Origin of the sequence: Arthrobacter sp. ES3-54 (assembly GCF_029504395.1) — a bacterium.
Taxonomy (GTDB): Bacteria; Actinomycetota; Actinomycetes; order Actinomycetales; family Micrococcaceae; genus Arthrobacter.
In genome coordinates this window covers 18,661-36,009 of record NZ_JAQFIF010000026.1, presented here as the reverse complement: position 1 = coordinate 36,009, position 17,349 = coordinate 18,661, and the positions used below count along the sequence as shown (strand labels likewise).

General features: G+C 67.6%; 18 protein-coding genes. 12 read left to right on the top strand and 6 right to left on the bottom strand.

Features of this window, described 5'->3' with window-relative positions; genetic code table 11:
- Window positions 1-173: 173 nt before the first annotated feature.
- Both M2428_RS21830 and M2428_RS21825 read left to right on the top strand, forming a co-directional pair.
- Window positions 174-659, top strand: a complete 486-nt coding sequence (locus M2428_RS21830) for a MarR family transcriptional regulator (protein WP_277528065.1) — start codon at window positions 174-176, stop codon at window positions 657-659.
- 38 nt (window positions 660-697) lie between these two features.
- Window positions 698-1,924, top strand: coding sequence for an MFS transporter (locus tag M2428_RS21825; RefSeq protein ID WP_277528064.1), 1,227 nt, complete (start codon window positions 698-700; stop codon window positions 1,922-1,924).
- A gap of 118 nt (window positions 1,925-2,042) precedes the next feature.
- On the opposite strand, the gene M2428_RS21820 is transcribed toward M2428_RS21825, so the two are convergent.
- The 3 genes from M2428_RS21820 to rraA form a co-directional block, all read right to left on the bottom strand.
- On the bottom strand, window positions 2,043-3,518 hold the full coding sequence (locus M2428_RS21820; protein WP_277528063.1) for a sugar porter family MFS transporter: 1,476 nt from the start codon (window positions 3,516-3,518) through the stop codon (window positions 2,043-2,045).
- Between the two features lie 294 nt (window positions 3,519-3,812).
- On the bottom strand, window positions 3,813-5,471 hold the full coding sequence (locus M2428_RS21815; RefSeq protein WP_277528062.1) for an MDR family MFS transporter: 1,659 nt from the start codon (window positions 5,469-5,471) through the stop codon (window positions 3,813-3,815).
- A 64-nt stretch (window positions 5,472-5,535) separates the two neighbouring features.
- Window positions 5,536-6,051 (bottom strand): ribonuclease E activity regulator RraA, encoded by a 516-nt coding sequence (gene rraA, locus M2428_RS21810; RefSeq protein WP_277528061.1) that lies wholly within the window; start codon window positions 6,049-6,051, stop codon window positions 5,536-5,538.
- Between the two features lie 118 nt (window positions 6,052-6,169).
- On the opposite strand from rraA, the gene M2428_RS21805 reads away from it, so the two are divergent.
- From M2428_RS21805 to M2428_RS21780, 6 genes are all read left to right on the top strand, one after another.
- The gene (locus tag M2428_RS21805) at window positions 6,170-7,450 is read left to right on the top strand and encodes an MFS transporter (protein ID WP_277528060.1); all 1,281 of its coding nucleotides are present in this window, start codon (window positions 6,170-6,172) and stop codon (window positions 7,448-7,450) included.
- Between the two features lie 152 nt (window positions 7,451-7,602).
- Window positions 7,603-8,190: a TetR/AcrR family transcriptional regulator gene (locus M2428_RS21800; RefSeq protein ID WP_277528059.1), complete on the top strand. Its 588-nt coding sequence runs from the start codon at window positions 7,603-7,605 to the stop codon at window positions 8,188-8,190.
- Window positions 8,191-8,477: 287 nt separating this feature from the next.
- The gene (locus tag M2428_RS21795; protein ID WP_277528058.1) at window positions 8,478-9,689 is read left to right on the top strand and encodes an NADP-dependent malic enzyme; all 1,212 of its coding nucleotides are present in this window, start codon (window positions 8,478-8,480) and stop codon (window positions 9,687-9,689) included.
- A gap of 120 nt (window positions 9,690-9,809) precedes the next feature.
- Window positions 9,810-10,310, top strand: a complete 501-nt coding sequence (locus tag M2428_RS21790; RefSeq protein ID WP_277528057.1) for a DUF456 domain-containing protein — start codon at window positions 9,810-9,812, stop codon at window positions 10,308-10,310.
- Window positions 10,311-10,343: 33 nt separating this feature from the next.
- Window positions 10,344-11,423, top strand: coding sequence for a hypothetical protein (locus M2428_RS21785; protein WP_277528056.1), 1,080 nt, complete (start codon window positions 10,344-10,346; stop codon window positions 11,421-11,423).
- A gap of 81 nt (window positions 11,424-11,504) precedes the next feature.
- Window positions 11,505-11,861 (top strand): nuclear transport factor 2 family protein, encoded by a 357-nt coding sequence (locus M2428_RS21780; RefSeq protein WP_277528055.1) that lies wholly within the window; start codon window positions 11,505-11,507, stop codon window positions 11,859-11,861.
- Between the two features lie 15 nt (window positions 11,862-11,876).
- On the opposite strand, the gene M2428_RS21775 is transcribed toward M2428_RS21780, so the two are convergent.
- Window positions 11,877-12,539: a LysE family translocator gene (locus M2428_RS21775; protein WP_277528054.1), complete on the bottom strand. Its 663-nt coding sequence runs from the start codon at window positions 12,537-12,539 to the stop codon at window positions 11,877-11,879.
- A gap of 118 nt (window positions 12,540-12,657) precedes the next feature.
- Here M2428_RS21775 and M2428_RS21770 point away from each other — a divergent pair, with 118 nt between their 5' ends.
- A complete protein-coding gene (locus M2428_RS21770) occupies window positions 12,658-13,113 on the top strand; it encodes an Lrp/AsnC family transcriptional regulator (protein WP_277528053.1) in 456 nt (151 codons plus the stop codon).
- A 43-nt stretch (window positions 13,114-13,156) separates the two neighbouring features.
- Here M2428_RS21770 and M2428_RS21765 read toward each other — a convergent pair whose 3' ends face one another.
- The gene (locus M2428_RS21765) at window positions 13,157-13,615 is read right to left on the bottom strand and encodes an Lrp/AsnC family transcriptional regulator (protein ID WP_176803545.1); all 459 of its coding nucleotides are present in this window, start codon (window positions 13,613-13,615) and stop codon (window positions 13,157-13,159) included.
- 338 nt (window positions 13,616-13,953) lie between these two features.
- On the opposite strand from M2428_RS21765, the gene gluQRS reads away from it, so the two are divergent.
- Genes gluQRS through M2428_RS21750 form a run of 3 tightly spaced genes read left to right on the top strand, consistent with a single transcriptional unit; the run spans window position 13,954 to window position 16,595 of the window.
- Window positions 13,954-14,889, top strand: coding sequence for a tRNA glutamyl-Q(34) synthetase GluQRS (gluQRS, locus tag M2428_RS21760; RefSeq protein ID WP_277528052.1), 936 nt, complete (start codon window positions 13,954-13,956; stop codon window positions 14,887-14,889).
- Window positions 14,890-14,898: 9 nt separating this feature from the next.
- Entirely contained in the window at window positions 14,899-15,591 is a 693-nt protein-coding gene (locus M2428_RS21755; protein WP_277528051.1) for an HD domain-containing protein, read from the top strand.
- A gap of 2 nt (window positions 15,592-15,593) precedes the next feature.
- The gene (locus M2428_RS21750; protein ID WP_277528050.1) at window positions 15,594-16,595 is read left to right on the top strand and encodes an NADP-dependent oxidoreductase; all 1,002 of its coding nucleotides are present in this window, start codon (window positions 15,594-15,596) and stop codon (window positions 16,593-16,595) included.
- On the opposite strand, the gene M2428_RS21745 is transcribed toward M2428_RS21750, so the two are convergent.
- On the bottom strand, window positions 16,585-17,205 hold the full coding sequence (locus M2428_RS21745) for a hypothetical protein (RefSeq protein WP_277528049.1): 621 nt from the start codon (window positions 17,203-17,205) through the stop codon (window positions 16,585-16,587). The genes M2428_RS21750 and M2428_RS21745 overlap by 11 nt on opposite strands.
- Window positions 17,206-17,349: the final 144 nt, after the last annotated feature.

Genomic DNA, 17,349 nt, shown 5'->3' with positions numbered 1-17,349 from the left:
AAATCGAAGAACTCAGTGCGCGCATCGAGGGAAAACACTCTGGCCATCTAACGCTCCATCAATCAGAGCGTTGCTGCGACCATATGACTCTGCCCCGGTTTTAGCCACCCAGAGTGATAGGTCAACTCGTCCTCATTGACTATTAGGTTGCCTAACTGTTAGGCTACCTAACTATGATCGTCAACGAACCGTCTGACCCGGGCCTTCTCGCCCTCGCCCGGGACTTCCGCGAGGCCCTCCGCCACAGCATCTATCTCGTCCGCCGTCTCGACGCCGACGGCGAACTCAGCGCCGCCCAGCTCAGCATGCTCAAGATGCTGATGGACGCCGCACCCGCAACCGCGGACAGTGCTTCCTCCGCCAGCGGAGTGCGCGTGGGCGAAATCGCCCGGAACCTCGGCGTCAAGGTGCCCAGCGCCACCGAGCAGATCATCAAGCTCGAGCGGGCCGGCCTCGCCCGCCGGGAACCGGACCCCAGCGACTCCCGCGCCGTCCGCGTGACCCTCACTGAAGCCGGCCTCGCCGCCGTCGCATCCGCCAACGAGCGCCGCAACGCCGTCATGGCCGGCATCCTCTCCTCCCTCTCGGACGATGACCGCGCCGCCCTCGCCGCCGCCCTTCCGGTCATCGGCCGGATCAACGCGACGCTCCAGGCCTGATTCTCAACCGAAATTCCCATCATTTAGGAGTTCCCCCCATGCACGGCCACCCCGCCGACACCCTCCCGGCAGCCGAAGTTACCCTCGAGGCCGAGAAGGCCTCGCTACTCAAACAGCCCAAGGCGGTGTGGGCGACGGCCCTCGCGGCGGTGTTCGCCTTCATGGGCATCGGGCTGGTGGACCCCATCCTGCCGGCGATCGCCAAGAACCTGGACGCCTCCCCGAGCCAGGTGTCGCTGCTCTTTACGAGCTATTTCCTGGTGACCGCGGTCGCCATGCTGATCACCGGCTACGTCTCCTCCCGGATCGGCGGGAAGCGGACGCTGCTGATCGGACTGGCGGTGATCGTTGTCTTCGCCTCGCTGTCTGGCACCTCGGGCAGCGTGGCTGAGCTCATCGGCTTCCGGGCCGGCTGGGGACTGGGCAACGCCCTGTTCGTGGCCACGGCGCTGGCGGTGATTGTCGGCGTCGCAAGCGGCGGGGCCGGCACGGCGATCATCCTGTACGAGGCCGCCCTCGGCCTGGGGATTTCCCTCGGCCCGCTCCTGGGTGCGCTGCTTGGCGGCTGGCAGTGGCGTGCCCCGTTCTTCGGCACGGCCGTGCTGATGGCCTCCGCCTTCATCGCCCTCATTGCCCTGTTGCCCAAGACCCCGCTGCCCGCGCGGAAAGTCCGGCTCCGTGATCCGCTGCTTGCCCTCGGGCACAAGGGACTGCGGACGACGGCGGCCAGCGGCCTGTTCTACAACTACGGCTTCTTCACGGTCCTCGCCTTCACGCCCTTCATCCTCGGCATGGACGCCTACGGGATCGGCGGGGTGTTCTTCGGCTGGGGCGTCGCGGTCGCCGTCTTCTCGGTGTTTGCCGCCCCCGTGCTGCAGAACCGCTTCGGTGCCGTCCGGGTCCTCATCGGCACCCTGGTCCTGCTGATGCTGGACCTTGTGGGACTGGGCCTGGCCGCCGGGCACTCGGTGCCCGCCGTCGTGGTCCTCGTGGTCATTTCCGGGGCGCTCCTGGGCGTCAACACCACCATCTACACGGAGTTGGCCATGGGCGTTTCGAATTCGCCGCGGCCGGTGGCCTCCGCCGGCTACAACTTCGTGCGCTGGATGGGCGGAGCCCTGGCACCCTTTGCCGCCGCGCAGCTGGGCGAGCACTTCGGCCCGCAGGTGCCTTTCTTCGCCGGCGCGCTGGCCATGGTGGCCGCGATTGCCGTGGTCTTCGGCGGGCGCCGCTACCTCACTGCGCACGAGCCGCGCGTGGTGTAGCACCGCCTGGCTTCGTGCAGAAGCCTCTGAGGTGACAAAGAACGCCCATGCTTCCGAGGAAGCCTGGGCGTTCTTTGTCGTGTCGCTGGTTGCAGCGGCGGCCTCACACGGCGCCGGCTCAGGCCTTGACGGGGTCCTTCACGGACTCTTTCGCGGACTCCTTCGCGGAACCCTTGGGCACGAACAGGGTTTCGGCCTGTTCCAAGGACATGCCGTTGGTCTCCGGCACCTTGAACATGACGAAGAAGAACGACGCCGCCGCGAACAGCGCGTACATGGCGTACGTCAACGGCAGCGAGGCAGCGGCCATGACGGGGAAGCTCAGGGTGATGGCGAAGTTGGCGATCCACTGCGCGGCCGCGGCCAGGCCCAGGGCGCGGGCACGGATGCGGGACGGGAAGATCTCGCCCAGCAGTACCCACACCAGCGGGCCCCAAGAGGCGCCGAAGCTGATGACGAAGACGTTGGCGGCGACCAGCGCGGCCGGACCCCACGCGCCGGGCAGCGAGATCGCGTCCCCGGACCCGGTGGCCGAGCTGAAGGCCAGGGCCATGGTGCCGAGCGAGAGTGCCATGCCGATGGAGCCGGCCAGCATGATGGGACGGCGCCCGATCCGGTCCACGAGGGCGATCGCCACGAGCGTCACCAGGATGTTGGTGATGGCGGTGGCCACGGAGATGGTGAGCGAATCCTTTTCCTGGAAGCCCACGGCCTTCCACAGGGTGGTGGAGTAGTAGAAGATCACGTTGATGCCGACGAACTGCTGCAGCACGGACAGGATGATGCCGATCCAGACCACCGGCTGCAGGCCCAGGGCCTTGCCGCGCAGGGATCCCTTCTGGCCGGCCAGCTTGTCCTCGTCGATGGCCTTCTTGATGTCGCGCAGGTGCCGGTCCGAGTCCTCGTTTGGGGCGATCGTCTTGAAGACCTTGAGGGCTTCCTCGTTCTTGCCCTGGAAGACCAGGAACCGCGGCGATTCGGGCAGGGTAAAGGCGATCCAGCCGTAGACCACTGCGGGGACGGCGGCGGCCATGAACATCCAGCGCCACGCTTCCAAGCCGAACCACAAGGCCTGGTCCGCGCCGCCGGCCGACGTCGCGAACACGGCGTCGGAGAGAAGGGCGGCGAAGATGCCGGTGGTGATCGCCAGCTGCTGCAGCGAGGCCAGGCGGCCACGGACGTGGCGGGGGGAAATCTCGGAAATGTAGGCCGGAGCGATCACCGAGGCCAGGCCGATGCCGAGCCCGCCCACCAGGCGCCAGAAGATCAGGTCCCAGACGCCGAACGCGAACCCGGTGCCGATGGCGCTGACGAGGAACAGCAGCGCGCCCAGCTTCATGGCCGGGATCCGGCCGTAGCGGTCGGCGACCTTGCCGGCCAGGTAGGCGCCCGCCGCGCAGCCGAGGAGGGCCACGGCGACGGCGAAGCCGGTCACGGCCTCGCTGAGGGCGAACTCGTCCTTGATGGCGTCGACGGCGCCGTTGACGACGGACGAATCAAAGCCGAAGAGGAAGCCGCCGACGGCGCCCGCCACGGCCAGCCAAATGACCCGTTTCGGGATCTTGGCGGCGGTCTGGTCCTGGGTGATGGTCATACGGCTCCCTCGGCAGTTCGCGTTCCACGGCCTTCGCCGCAGCTACCCAGTCTTACACCCGAGCCGGCGTGCCGCCTGTCACAACCGCCGGAAAGTGAGACGAAACATACACTTTGCGCGTGCCGTCGGCTGTGCCGGCCGGGCCGGAAACCGAAGGCGTCACGCACAGCAGGCTTCCGGCGTCGGGCCTCCTACCGGAGTCCGGTTTTACGGCAGACGACACGGCAGGCAGTCCAAAAGACTGCCTGCCATGACGTGAAACTGCCGTGAAATGGAACCAGCCGGAGGAACCCCCTAGTGGGCGGCAGCCGCAACTGCCTCTTTGGCAGCCGCCTTCGGGTCCGTGAGTTTCTTGTTCGGCAGGGCGAAGGTGATCAGGAAGGCGATGCCGGTGAGCACCGCGGCCGTGAGCATGACGGCGTCGATCGACTGCGCGAAGCCCTCCGTGATGGGGCGGGTCAGCGTCGAGTTGGCGGTGTGCAGCCAGCTGGTGTCGTTCAGAGAATCGTTGCTGGCCCCGTTTTTGAAGAACTCGTAGAGCTTGGCGTTGGCGGGATCGGCAGCCACGGCCGGATCCTTGAGCACCTTGAGGTAAGCCGCATCCTGCGCGGCGTCCTTCATGCCCGTGGCAATCTTGTCCGCCGCGAGGCTGAAGAGCATCGAGATGAACACGGCCGTGCCCACCGCGCCGCCCATGGAGCGGAAGAACGCGGCGGAGGAGGTGCCCACGCCCATGTCCTTCGACGGAACGGAGACCTGCATGGCCAGCGTCAGCGGCTGCATGCAGAAGCCCAGGCCCAAACCGAAGAACACGGCGATGGCGCCCGGGACCCACAGCGGCGTGTCGGCACCGAGGGAAAGGCCCATCACGACGGCGGCAACGGTCAGGACGGCCGTGCCGAGGATCGGGAAGATCCGGTACGTGCCCGAAGCCGAGATGGTCCGGCCGGCCGTGATGGAGCCGGTGAGGATGCCCACCGTGAAGGTGATCATCATGAGGCCGGCCTCTGTGGGCGTCAGGCCCTTGACCAGCTGCAGGTACATCGGCAGCATCGCGATGGCGCCGAACATGCCGATGCCGATGATGAAGTTCAGCAGCGAGGACAGGCCGAACGTGATGTTCTGGAACAGCCGGAGCGGGATCAGCGCGTAGTCGGCCGCATGCCGTTCGGCCAGCAGGAACGCGATGATGCCTGCAACGCCCAGTCCGTAGCAGAGGTAGGAGTTGGCGGAGCTCCAACCCCAGCTGCGGCCCTGTTCGGCGACGAGGAGGAGCGGAACGATCGCCAGCGTGATGGCGGCCGCGCCCCAGTAGTCGATCTTCTGCTTCACGTGCTTGGCCGGGAGGTGCAGGTACATGAACACCACCGCGAGGGCGGCGAGGCCGATCGGCAGGTTAATGAGGAAGACCCAGCGCCAGCCGTCGATTCCGAGGATGGTCTCGGTGCCGGCGAAGGCGCCGCCGATAACCGGGCCCAGGACCGAGGAGATGCCGAAGACCGACATGAAGTAGCCCTGGTACTTGGCGCGGTCCTTGAGCGCCACGATGTCGCCGATGATCGTCAGGGCGAGGGCCAGGAGGCCGCCGGCGCCCATGCCCTGGATGCCGCGGGCAATGGCGAGCTCGGTCATGGAGTGGACCGAGCCGGCGTAGAGCGAGCCGACGAGGAAGATCAGGATGGCGATGAGGTACAGCGGGCGGCGACCGAAGATGTCGCTGAGCTTGCCGTAGAGCGGGGTGCTCACCGTGGAGGTGATGAGGTACGCGGTGGTGGCCCAGGCCTGCAGGGAAAGGCCGTCGAGGTCGTTGGCGATCGTGTAGATCGAGGTGGACACGATCGTCTGGTCCAGCGAGGACAGGAACATGCCGAGCATGAGTCCCACCATGACGGTGTTGGTCTGACGGTGGGTCAGGACCTCTCCTGCGGCGCGCGCGGAGGTGGTTTTGGACATGACTGCTCCAAGGTGAAGTGTGGGGATCAAGCGGATAGTTGCTTTCAGTAACTATGTTACTGGCTCAAATGTTCCCGCCACTACCTCGGGGAGAAGAAAGTCCTATGCGTTCGACCAGGATTCCGTCCGGATCGCACCAGATCATCGCACCGGGGCGGATGGCCACGCCGTCGATCTCCAGCGGCACGTCGATGGCCCCGGCGCCTTCCTTGGCGCTCTTGCGCGGGTTGCTGCCCAGCGCCTTGACCCCCAGCGGCAGCCGAGCGATAGCGAGCCGGTCTCGGATGGCGCCGTTGATCACGACGCCGGCCCAGCCGTTCGCGACGGCGCTCGCGGCGATCATGTCCCCCATCAGTGCCGTGCGGAGGGAGCCTGCGCCGTCGACCACCAGCACGGAGCCGTTGCCGGGAGTGGCCAACACGGTCTTGACCAGCGCGTTGTCCTCGAAGCACCGAATGGTCCGGACCGGCCCGCTGAAGTGCGACTGTCCGCCGAGGGACTGGAACTGCACGGCCAGGGAGCTGAGCTCCTCGCCGCGCTCATCGTAAAGGTCGGCTGTGTTGACGGCGGATGCGGCCACTGGTTCTCCCGTGCTGAAAAGTAGGCGTGCTGAAAAGTAGACTGCGGATCTCGATCCCCACGATAGTCTGGCCCCACACAGATCATCAGCCTGCGTCGCCAGTTCCGGGGGGAACCACATGAGCTTGTCCGACCTACCGAGCCCAGCTCCGACGTCGGCGGCGCTCGCCGAACCGGAGCAGCGAGTCCGTCCGGTCTGGACCGCGGGCGTGGTCCTGGTCAACCTCGGCATCAATGCGGCGTTCTTCGGCCCGATCCAGGTGCTGCTCGGACAACAGGCGGCGGCGTTCAGTGAAGGGGACAAGGAAGCCATCCTCGCCCTCGTGACCGGGGCAGGCGCGGCTGTGTCCCTCGTCGCCAACCCCCTGTTCGGCGCCTTTAGCGACCGCACCACGTCCCGGCTGGGCCGCCGCGTGCCGTGGGTGCTGTTCGGGGCGGTCCTCGGCGCCGCAGCCCTTATCGCGCTGGCCGGAGCGCCCAACGTCGCCGTCATGACGCTGCTCTGGTGCCTCGTGCAGGCCGGCTGCAACGGCGCCTACGCCGCCATCACCGCCGCCATCCCGGACCGCGTGCCGGTCCCGCAGCGCGGCACGGTGGGCGGACTGGCCGCCATGGGCCAGACGGTCGGGATCCTCCTCGGCGCGGTGATCGCCGCCGCCGTCACGGGAAACTTCGCCGCCGGATACCTGGTGTGCGCCGTGGCGCTGCTGGCCGGCGTCGTGCTCTATTACTTCAAGAACGACGACGTTCCGCTGCCAGCGCAGGCCCGTCCGCCGTTCAGCCTGACCGGCTTTGTGCGGGGTTTTTGGATTTCCCCAGCCCGCCACCCGGATTTTGCCTGGGCCTGGCTGACGCGGCTTCTGGTGAACATCGGCAACCACATGGTCACCCTCTACCTGCTGTTCTTCCTCCACGACGCCGTCCGGGTTCGCGAAACCCAAGGCATCGAGCCCGAGTTTGGTGTCCTGATCCTCACGGGCCTGTATGCGGTCATGGTGATCATCACCAGCGTGATCGGCGGCCGGCTGAGCGACCGGATGGGCCGCCGGAAGCCGCTGGTCATCATCTCTTCCGCGGTGATCGCCGCGGCCTCCCTCATTCTTGCGTTTGCGCCCACCTGGCCCGGCGCGCTGATCGGCGCGTCGGTGCTGGGCATCGGCTTCGGCTGCTATCTGGCGGTGGACTTCGCCCTCATCACCCAGGTGCTGCCCACGGCCCTGAACCGGGGCAAGGATCTGGGCGTCATTAACGTCGCCAACTCGCTGCCGCAAGTGCTCGCCCCGCTCATTGCCTTTCCGTTCGTGACGCTCTGGGGAGGGTACGTTTCGCTGTATGTGGCGGCCGCCGTGATTGGGCTTCTTGGCGCCGTGTTCGTGGTGAAGATCAAGGGCGTGGACTGAGCCGCGCGCGTTCCGTTCGGGCGGCTTCCGGTGTCCCGGTTGACTGGCCGGGCGCCGAGTTTCGTGGCGTATAGTGGACGGCAATTGCCGCGGCAGCGCGGTGGGCGAATGGCGCCCGGCTGCCGAGAAAAACGACCCCCGGAACGCTGCTGATGCCTGATTTTCACTCAGATCTTCCACCGATGGCCCCTCCCCCCACTCTGCCCCGGCAGCGGCTCCGCTACGTGCGGATCCTTGACGTTGCCGCGGGGTTTGCCCGCAAGGGCTTGGACTCCGTGGTCCTTTCCGAGGTGGCGGCCAAGGCGGATGTGCCGCTGGGGACGCTGTACCGCTATTTCCCGTCCTCCACCCAACTGGTCCTGGCTCTGTACCGCAAGCAGCTGGGCGAGCTGCTCGCGGGGAGCTCGCCCGAGGCGGGAAAGGTCGTGGCCCAGGCCCTCGCGGGAGTGGTGATGGAGATTTTCCATATGCGCCTGATGCAGCCCGCCGTGGAGCAGGCCCTCAACCGCGCGGTCTACGTCAAGGACACCGACACCACGCGGCTGCTCCGCGAGATCGATGCGACCGCCGAGAAGGCAGTGACGGCAGCGTGCGGCGACGCCGCAGTTGCCCGGGTACTCCTGCTGACGGTTACGGGACTGGTCCAGGCCGTGCGCTGCCGCCGGCTGTCCCTCTTCGAGGCGGAGGAGGACCTGAAGAAGGCCTGCTCGCTCCTGCAGCGAGACCCGCAGGCCGCGTAACCGGTCTAGACCAGCGGCTCGGAAATGACCCTTCCGCGCGTGATCCGGGTCACTTAACGTCTTGGGGAAACGTTTCACCAGTGCGCATCATCCCTCGTCCGCGGCGTAACCGGCGGGACGCCTTGTTTACCATTGCTGGACCGGAACACTGCTGATGCCAGCAAAACCGGGGGCACCGCCGGCGACCGCCACCACTGGTCGCCGCAGCCCCCACCAGACCAACTCAAGCAGCCTTGCTTGAGCTTCCATGAGCCGTGCGCCCACGGTGAGTCCCAGGAGACAACGACGTGTCCACTGAAACGATCATTCCCGCCGATTCCACCTCCCCGGCAGAGGCAGTAGCCGTGCTCAGCGACGAGGAAATCTTCGCATCCCACGAGGGCGGCAAGCTTTCGATTTCCAGCACCGTCCCGCTCGCCAGCAAGCGCGACCTCTCCATCGCCTACACGCCCGGCGTCGCCCAGGTCAGCCGTGCAATCCACGCCAACCCGGAGCTCGCCAAGACGCTCACGTGGGCCCAGCGCCTCGTGGTGGTGGTCAGCGACGGCACGGCCGTGCTGGGCCTGGGCGACATCGGCGCCAGCGCCTCGCTGCCCGTGATGGAGGGCAAGTCCGCGCTCTTCAAGGCTTTCGGAGAGCTCGACTCCATCCCGCTGGTCCTCAACACCACCGACGTCGACGAAATCGTGGAGACACTTGTCAGGCTCCGCCCCAGCTTCGGCGCCGTCAACCTGGAGGACATCGCCGCGCCCCGCTGCTTCGACCTCGAGGAGAAACTCATCGAGGCACTGGACTGCCCGGTCATGCACGATGACCAGCACGGCACCGCCGTCGTGGTCCTCGCCGCCCTGACCAATGCCGCCAAGGTGACCGGCCGGACGCTCGACAGCCTGCGCGTGGTGGTTTCCGGGGCAGGGGCGGCCGGGATCGCCGTCGCCGAAATCCTGCTGACGGCGGGAATCGGCGACGTCGTCCTCCTGGACTCGCGCGGCACGATCAGCAAGGACCGCGCGGACATCGCCGCCGATCCGGCTAGCAAGAAGGCCCAGCTCGCCGCCCGCAGCAACCCGCGCGGCGTGGCCGGCGGCCCGGGAGAGGCGCTGCTCGGCGCCGACGTGTTCGTCGGTGTCTCCTCCGCCAAGCTGGACGAGGAGCACTTGAAGCTGATGAACCACAGCTCGATCGTGTTCGCCCTGTCCAACCCGGACCCGGAAGTCCTGCCGGAGGTCGCAAGCAAGTACGCGGCCGTGGTCGCCACCGGACGCAGCGACTTCCCGAACCAGATCAACAACGTCCTGGCCTTCCCCGGCATCTTCCGCGGCGCCCTCGACGCCGGCGCCCGCCGGATCACGCCGGCCATGAAGCTCGCCGCGGCCCGGGCCATCGCAGAACTGGCAGAGGACGATCTTTCCGCGGACTACATCGTGCCCAGCCCGCTGGATCCGCGCGTGGCCCCGGCCGTCTCCGCTGCCGTGGCCGCGGCGGTGGAAGCCGAGTAGTTCCGCGACACACTCCGGCCCACACAGTGACGGCGGCGCTGCCTTGGGGGGAGCGCCGCCGTTGGCCGGCCCAATGGAGCCCGTCCTCCGACTGGACTGCCCGCCGCCTAGACTGGGCCCATGAACCCCGAGACTCTGGTGACTGTGCTCTGCGGCCTCGCCATCCTGGTGGGCGTGGCCGGAACCATCATTCCCGTCCTGCCCGGCAGCATCCTGATCGGGGCGAGCCTGCTTGCCTGGGCCCTGTGGGGCGGCGCCGGAACCACCGGCTGGGTGGTCTTTGGGATCGGACTCGTGTTCGTCCTGGCCGGCATGGCCGCCAGCGCCGTCCTGACCGGCCGGAAGCTCAAGGAGCACAGCATCCCGAGCCGTTCCGTGGTGGTGGGCCTGGTGCTGGGCGTGGCCGGCATGTTCATCATTCCCGTGGTGGGGCTCTTCGTCGGCTTCGCCGCCGGGCTCTTGCTCAGCGAACTGCAGCGCACCCGCGTTCTCGGCACGGCGGTGGCCTCGAGCTGGGCCGCCCTGAAGGCCACGGGCTTTGGCATGATCGTGGAATTCGGCCTCGCCTGCCTCGCCGCGAGCACCTGGGTGATCGGCCTCTGGGTGGCCGCAGCCGCCTAGCAGCGGCCTGCCGGTGGCTACTACCATGGGGGCATGAGCGCCGGACCTGGCGAATCCGCCCCCCGCATTCCCGACGGCCGCATTCCCATGGGCCGGATCTCCGACGGCCGAATTCCCGTCGACCCAATCCCGGACGACCCAATGCTGGACGAGCCCCGCAGACCGTACACGGACACCCGCGACCTGACGCCCTTCCGCAAGCCTGTGGTCCGGACACCGGTCCGCGGCCTGGCCGGCAACGTGGGCTCCGTAGTGACCGGACTCATTGCAGGCCGGGCCCCCGGCACGCTGGCCGCCGAGGGCGGGATGCCACGGCTAGGCAGGGTGGGAGGCCGGGCGTCCGCCAAGAGGATGAAAGCCGTGCACTCCGCCGTCTTCGGCAGCACGGATCCGGACCGCCTGATCACCCTGGCCCGCGCCTACCCCGGCTGGGCCGGCGTCTGCTACCTCATGGCCGGGCTGCTGGCGTACTCCCACGGCGGTCATCTGCGCGCGTCCGAGCTCCTGCAGCATGGCCTGAGCCTGCGGAACGACCAGGACGCCAACCGCTACGCCGCCGTGTACCTGGCCGGGGTCGTCACGAGGGTTGAGGTAGCGGAGCGGATCGAGGTTCCGGTGCTCTTCAGCGAGGAGGCCGTGTTCCTGGCCCTGTCCCATTCCCTGCGCGAGACCGGCCAGACGGAGGCGGCGCTCGCGGCGCTTGCCGGCCTGCCGCCGTCGCTGCCGTTGGCCCTGGCCCGCTGTTCGCTTGAGGCCGAGCTGGGACGAGACGTTGACGTGGTGGCGGAGACCGAGGGGCTGCTGAACGCGGACGATCTGGCCGCCGCGCTGTTGCTGGTCCGTGCCCGGTCCCTGCGCAGGCTCGGAGCGTACACCGCTTCCCGATCAGCCCTGCAGGAAGTCCTGCGGCGCAGGAAGACAGACTTCACCCTCCGCAGCGACGCGCTCACGGACACTGCCCTGCTCCTCCTGGACGCGGGCCGCAAAACCCTTGGAGCCCGGGAATGGCAGCGCCACAAACCGGCACAGCTGGAGGCCGTGAAGGCCATCCGGAAGGACGCGGAAATGCACGAACTCTGGGACCGCGAATACGGGCGCGCCGACGACAACTGACAGTCTTCTGCGCCCGATCGCGGCCAAATACACGTATCGACTACTCTTGCGGGCCCCTGTGGCGGGGAGTACAACCGAGGCATGAGAGATGCGGTGGAGCGCTGGATGCAGCACTACATCACGGCGTGGACAACGAACGATCCGGAGGACATCCGGGCCCTGTTTACCGAGGACGCCATCTATGCCACCAGCCCGCAGGAAGCCGAACCGTGGCAGGGACGGGACGATATCGTCGAGCACTGGCTGGCGGGGCGCGATGAGCCGGATGACTGGACGTTTGAGTGGAAGCTGCTGGGGGTCGACGGCGGCCGGGCCTTTGTACAGGGCCTGACGACCTACCGGGGCAACAGCCGAAGCTATGACAACCTGTGGGTCATCCAATTGACCGCGGATGGCCGCGCGTCGTCCTTCACCGAGTGGTACATGCAGCGCAAGTAGCCGGGATTCCCGCCCTCACCCGCGGTTCAGAGCTGCGTTGACGGCGGGAGCGAGCTGTTCGGCGAGCAGCAGGGCGCCCAGGACCAGCATGATGATCCCGCTGGCCAGCGTCACCTGGCGCGCTGCGCCCGGCCTGGCCTGCAGCAGTTTCCGCGCCAGGAGTGCCACGCAGCTGTAGATGACGCCCACGAGCAGGACGAAAGTCAGGCCCAGCAGTCCCGACTGGACCGGGACCGGCAGCGCGGCGTCAGGGCTGACGAACTGCGGCACCAGTGCCACGAAGAACAGCAGGCCCTTGGGGTTGATCCCGCTGATGCCCATGCCCTGGAGGAAGATCCGGAACTGGCTCGGCGGCGCGGCCGCTCCTGGGGCAGCCGCGCCGGTGCTGAAGCTGGCCCCGCGCCAGGACCGTAGGGTGCTGAAGCCCAGCCAGAGCAGGTAGAGGGCGCCCGCGGCCGTCAGCCAGCCGAGCACGCCGGGCATCCCGGCCAGCAGTGCCGCCAGCCCCAGCACCAGCAGCGCCGTGTGGAGGGCGTAGCCGCCGCAGAGCCCGGCGACGGCGGGCGCGAAGCTGCGCTGCCTCAGCCCGGCCGCGATCGAATAGGCCCAGTCGACGCCGGGCGTGCACGCCAGGGCGACGGCGAGAACCAGGAAGGCGAGGAAAAGCTGGGGGTTCATGGCGGGCTCCAGGGGGTGCGGCACCTCGTAGCAGGTACAAGGAAAACTCTAGGCAAATTCGGCCCGGAAGTGTTCGCTTATTTACTGATGAATCGCTACTTCTGGGTAAGATAATTGCGTGATTGACAACATTGACAGAAGTATTTTGCGTCACCTCCAAACGGATGGCCGAATGACTGCCACGGCCCTGGCGGCCAAGGTGGGGCTGACCGTGGCTCCGTGCCATCGCCGGCTGCGGGATCTGGAGGCGGCCGGGATTATCCGCGGCTACCGGGCGGACATTGATCCGGCCGCCGTGGGGCTCGGTTTCGAGGCGATCGTCTTCGTGACGCTGCGGCAGGTGGACCGTTCCACGATGGAGATCTTCGAGAACCGGGTGGCCGACAATCCCAACATCGTGGAGGCCCAGCGGCTCTTCGGCTCGCCGGACTATCTACTCAAGGTCATCGCGGAGGACCTTCCGTCCTACCAGCGTTTCTATGACAGCGAACTGACCTCACTGCCCGGCGTCGAACGCCTGACGTCAACGCTGGTCATGAAGAACCTGAAGGCCAACGCCGGACCCCCGGTCTAAAGCGGGACCGGAAGACCGGGGACGCCGGTTCTCGGCGGAGAGTTCAGGCGCCGAGCAGTCCTGTGGTCCGGTACGGAATGACCTCGCGCAGGAACATGCTCGTTGAGGTCCGGACGATGCCGGGGCACAGCCGGATTTCCTCGGACACGCGGTAGAGATCATCCGGGCTCTTGGCCACCACCCGGATCAGGAGATCGGTGTCGCCGGCCGGGGCGTGGCATTCAAGCACTTCCGGAATGTTGCGCAGGGCCGCGATCGCCTCGTTGAGGTGGCTCTGATCCAGCTCGGCGCTCACCGCGGCCGCCACGCCCCGGCCCAAAGCGGACGGCAGAACCCGGCTGCTGTTCGGGCGGAGCGCGCCCGACGCCGACATCCGCTCCAGGCGGGACTGGACCGTTCCGCGGGCCAGGCCCAGCTTCTGCGCCAGCACCATGACCGGCACGCGGGGATCTTCGTCCAGCGCGGCGAGGATCCGCCGGTCCGTCGCGTCGAGCTCCTGCAAAATGACCACTTCCTGTTCACTGTCCCGACTAAAGTTGATCAGATTGGCCACTCTGGCCCCGGTCCGTTGCACCAACTGTAGGGCTTCTGCTCAAATGGTGACAACAAAGGGAACGCGGCCACCGCCACCATCCCGAAGGCTACGGACACCCCGGCACACCACCCGGACCCCGGATGAGGCTCCCGCAAGGAACCCGCCGCTGATTGACTCTTGTTCACGCATCGTCACTCCGCACAACGCACCACCACGCGGCAAGAGCCCCTGAGCCACCGACGTCGGATTTCCCGAAGTCATCGGTAGCTGAGGGGCTCTTGTGCTGCTCCGCATAGGCTTGTCCCATGACCTCAGCTGGCCGCTTCGCCCCCAGTCCCTCCGGCGAACTGCACGTTGGCAACCTCCGGACGGCCATCCTTGCGTGGCTCTTCGCCCGGTCCACGGGGCGGCGGTTCCTGATGCGGGTAGAGGACCTGGACCGTGCCCGGGCCGGCGCCGAGGCTGAGCAGCTCCGCGACCTTGCGGCGATCGGCGTGAGCTGGGACGGCGGCGTCGTGCGCCAGACGGACCGTGAGCACCTGTATGCCGAGGCGATCGCGCAGCTGACGGAGGCCGGCGTGACCTACGAGTGCTTTTGTACCCGCCGGGAAATCCAGGAGGCCCCGTCCGCGCCGCACGCTCCGCTGGGCGCCTACCCGGGGACGTGCCGGAACCTCACCGCCGCCGAGCGCGAGGCCAAACGGGCCGCCCGACCGCCAGCTGTCCGGCTCCGTTCCGCCGTCGGGCAGGTGACGGTGCGCGACGTGCTTCACGGCAACTTCACGGGGGTGGTGGACGACTTTGTGCTCCGGCGCAACGACGGCGTGACCGCCTATAACCTGGCCGTAGTGGTGGACGATGCCGCCCAGGACATCGACCAGGTGGTCCGCGGCGACGACCTGCTGCCGTCCACGCCGCGCCAGGCGTATTTGGCGTCGCTCCTGAATATGCCCGTTCCGGAATATGCGCATGTGCCGCTGGTATTGAATGCCGACGGCGCCCGGCTGGCCAAGCGCGACGGCGCCGTCACGCTCGCCGACCTGGCGCTGGCCGGCGTGACCGCGGACCAGGTCCGGGACACGCTGCTGGCGTCTGTCGGCCTCCCGCCCGGCCGCCTGGAGCAAGCACTGGCCCACTTCGACCCCGCCGCCCTGCCGCGCGAGCCTTGGGTGTGGCCCGGCATGCCCGGAGCGCATCCGGGAACCGGCATCCGGGCCCGAACGGACAGCCGCGGCGCGTAGGCTGGATTCATGACCGAGCCCGCACACCCCCAGCCCCGCTTCACTGTCGAGACAGCCAAGGTCCTGGCCGAGGTGGCCCACAACCGGCAGAAGGACAAGCTCAAGCGGCCCTACCGGGAGCATGTGCTCGCCGTCGGGGATGCCCTGGCGGACTTCGACGACGACATCCGGATCGCCGGGTACCTCCACGACATCGCCGAGGACACCCCGATGACGCGGCAGGCATTGTTGGACATGGGCGTCTCCGAGCACGCCGTGGATATCATCGAACGGGTCACGAAGCGCCTGCATGAGAACCCGGATGACTACCAGGCCGGCATCCGGTACATCGCCGAGGACCACGACGCCACGCTCGTGAAGATTGCCGACAACGCGCACAATTCGCTGCCCGAACGGGTCAAGGCGCTGGCCGAAAAGTGGCCGGACAAGCCCCCGGTCACCCGCTACGACGACGCCCGGCCGGTGCTCTACGCCGCCGTCCCCGTCGAGGAAACCCGGAAGATCCTGGCCCGGATCAATCCGTGGCTGCTGAAGGAACTCGACGACATGCTCGACGAGGCGGACGACACCGATTACGAGAACTTCTCCTACGACGCCCCGGCGGCAGACCCGGCGGGAGCCCGTGCGGGAGCCGCGGCGCCAGCAGTCACGGCGGCTGCGCCGGGCGAGACTGTCGGCGAAACCGAGTCCGCCCGGGACTAAGCATGCGTGCCTACGTCCTCACGCGCTACGGCGGCCCGGACGCGATGGAGCTCCGGGATGTTCCGGCTCCCCAGCCAGGCCCGGGTGATGTCCGGATCAAGGTCGCCGCGGCCGGACTGAACCCGGTGGACTTCAAGTTCCGCCGGGGCGCGCTCCGTCCCATCAGCCACGTCCGCCTGCCGATCGTCGCCGGCTGTGAAGTCGCCGGGACGGTGGAGGCAGTCGGACCCGGGCCCAACCGCTTCGCCATCGGGGACCGTGTCTATGCCCGGGTGGACAAGACGCGGCTTGGAGCGTTCGCCGAGCTGGTGTGCGTGCAGCAGGAATTCGTGGCCGCCATGCCGGCGTCGCTCGGATTCCCCGAAGCCGCAGGCCTGCCGCTGGCCGGACTTACGGTGCTGCAGGCCCTCCGCGATGAACTCGGCGTGGGCCGCGGCACCCGGCTCTTCATCTCGGGCGGCGCAGGCGGCGTGGGAACACTCGCCATCCAGCTCGCCAAGTATTTCGGGGCCGAGGTCACCACCACGGCATCGGTCCGCGGCGAGGCGCTGGTCCGGCGGCTGGGGGCGGACCGCGTCATCGACTACAACCGGGAAAATTTCGCCGAGGTCCTGCACGGCTACGATGCGGTGCTGGACCTGGTGGGCGGCGGGACGCTCAGGAATTCTTTCCGCATTCTGAAGTCCGGCGGCCGGGTGGTATCCATCGCCGGCGTTCCGGAGCCCCTTACCGCGACGAAAGACCTCGGCTCGCCGCCGCTGATTACCGCCGCGTTCTGGCTGATGAGCATGGGCCTCCGCCGCCGCGCCCGCAAGGCGAAAGCCAGCTACCGCTACCTGTTCATGCACCCCAGCGGGGATGACTTGCGCGCCCTGGCGGCGCTCGTCGACGGCGGCCACGTGCGGCCGGTCATCGACAGCACCTACCCGTTCTCCGAAATTACGGAGGCCTTCGCTGCGCTTGAACAGGGCCACGCCAAAGGCAAGATCGTCGTCACCCTCTAGGGCTTATCTGCCGGGAGCGCCACAGCAGACCGATGTACACCAGATCAAAGATGCTGCAGAGAATCCCCACGCCCAGGATCAGCGGCGAGTTGCCGTGCCAGCCGAAGGCGATGGTCGGCGCGAGGGTGCCGATCCATTTCGCCACGGCGATCAACAGGGTCTGCCCCCGGGGACCGCCGCGGGCAACGAACATCGCGATGAACAGCCCGGACATCAGCAGGTTCTGCAGGAAGGCCGCATAGCGGCTCGCGTCGTCCCAGCCGAACTCGGCGACGAACAGCAGCTGCACGGCGAAGGACGTGACGCTGAGCAGGAACGCCCAGCCGATGAACAACCGCCGCGTCACCCAGCCCGGCAGTTCGGAACGGCCGAATTTCAGGAAGGTGTACACAATCACGACGTCGGCCAGTCCCCACGCAATGTTGAAGACCCCCTGCGCGGTAATTCCGGTCGCGATGGAGCGAGCGGCGTAAATGGCCTCCCAGGCGAAGTTGAGCCCGAGCGCGGCGGCCGGAATCGCATAGGTCCTGTCCCTGAAGCCGATCCGGATGGCATCGACGTAGACAACAGTCCAGGCCAGGCCGCTCACGATCGTCAGAAACAGGGTCACGGGCCCCTCCCCTCACACCCCAACACGTGCTGATACAGCGAGCATAGCGATGGCTGGCAGATGCCGCTCAGCCAGAGCCTGGGAGCAGCTGACAGCCCCGCTGCAGCGTGCCCGCAACCTTTGAAGTTCTACGATTGCGGCCAG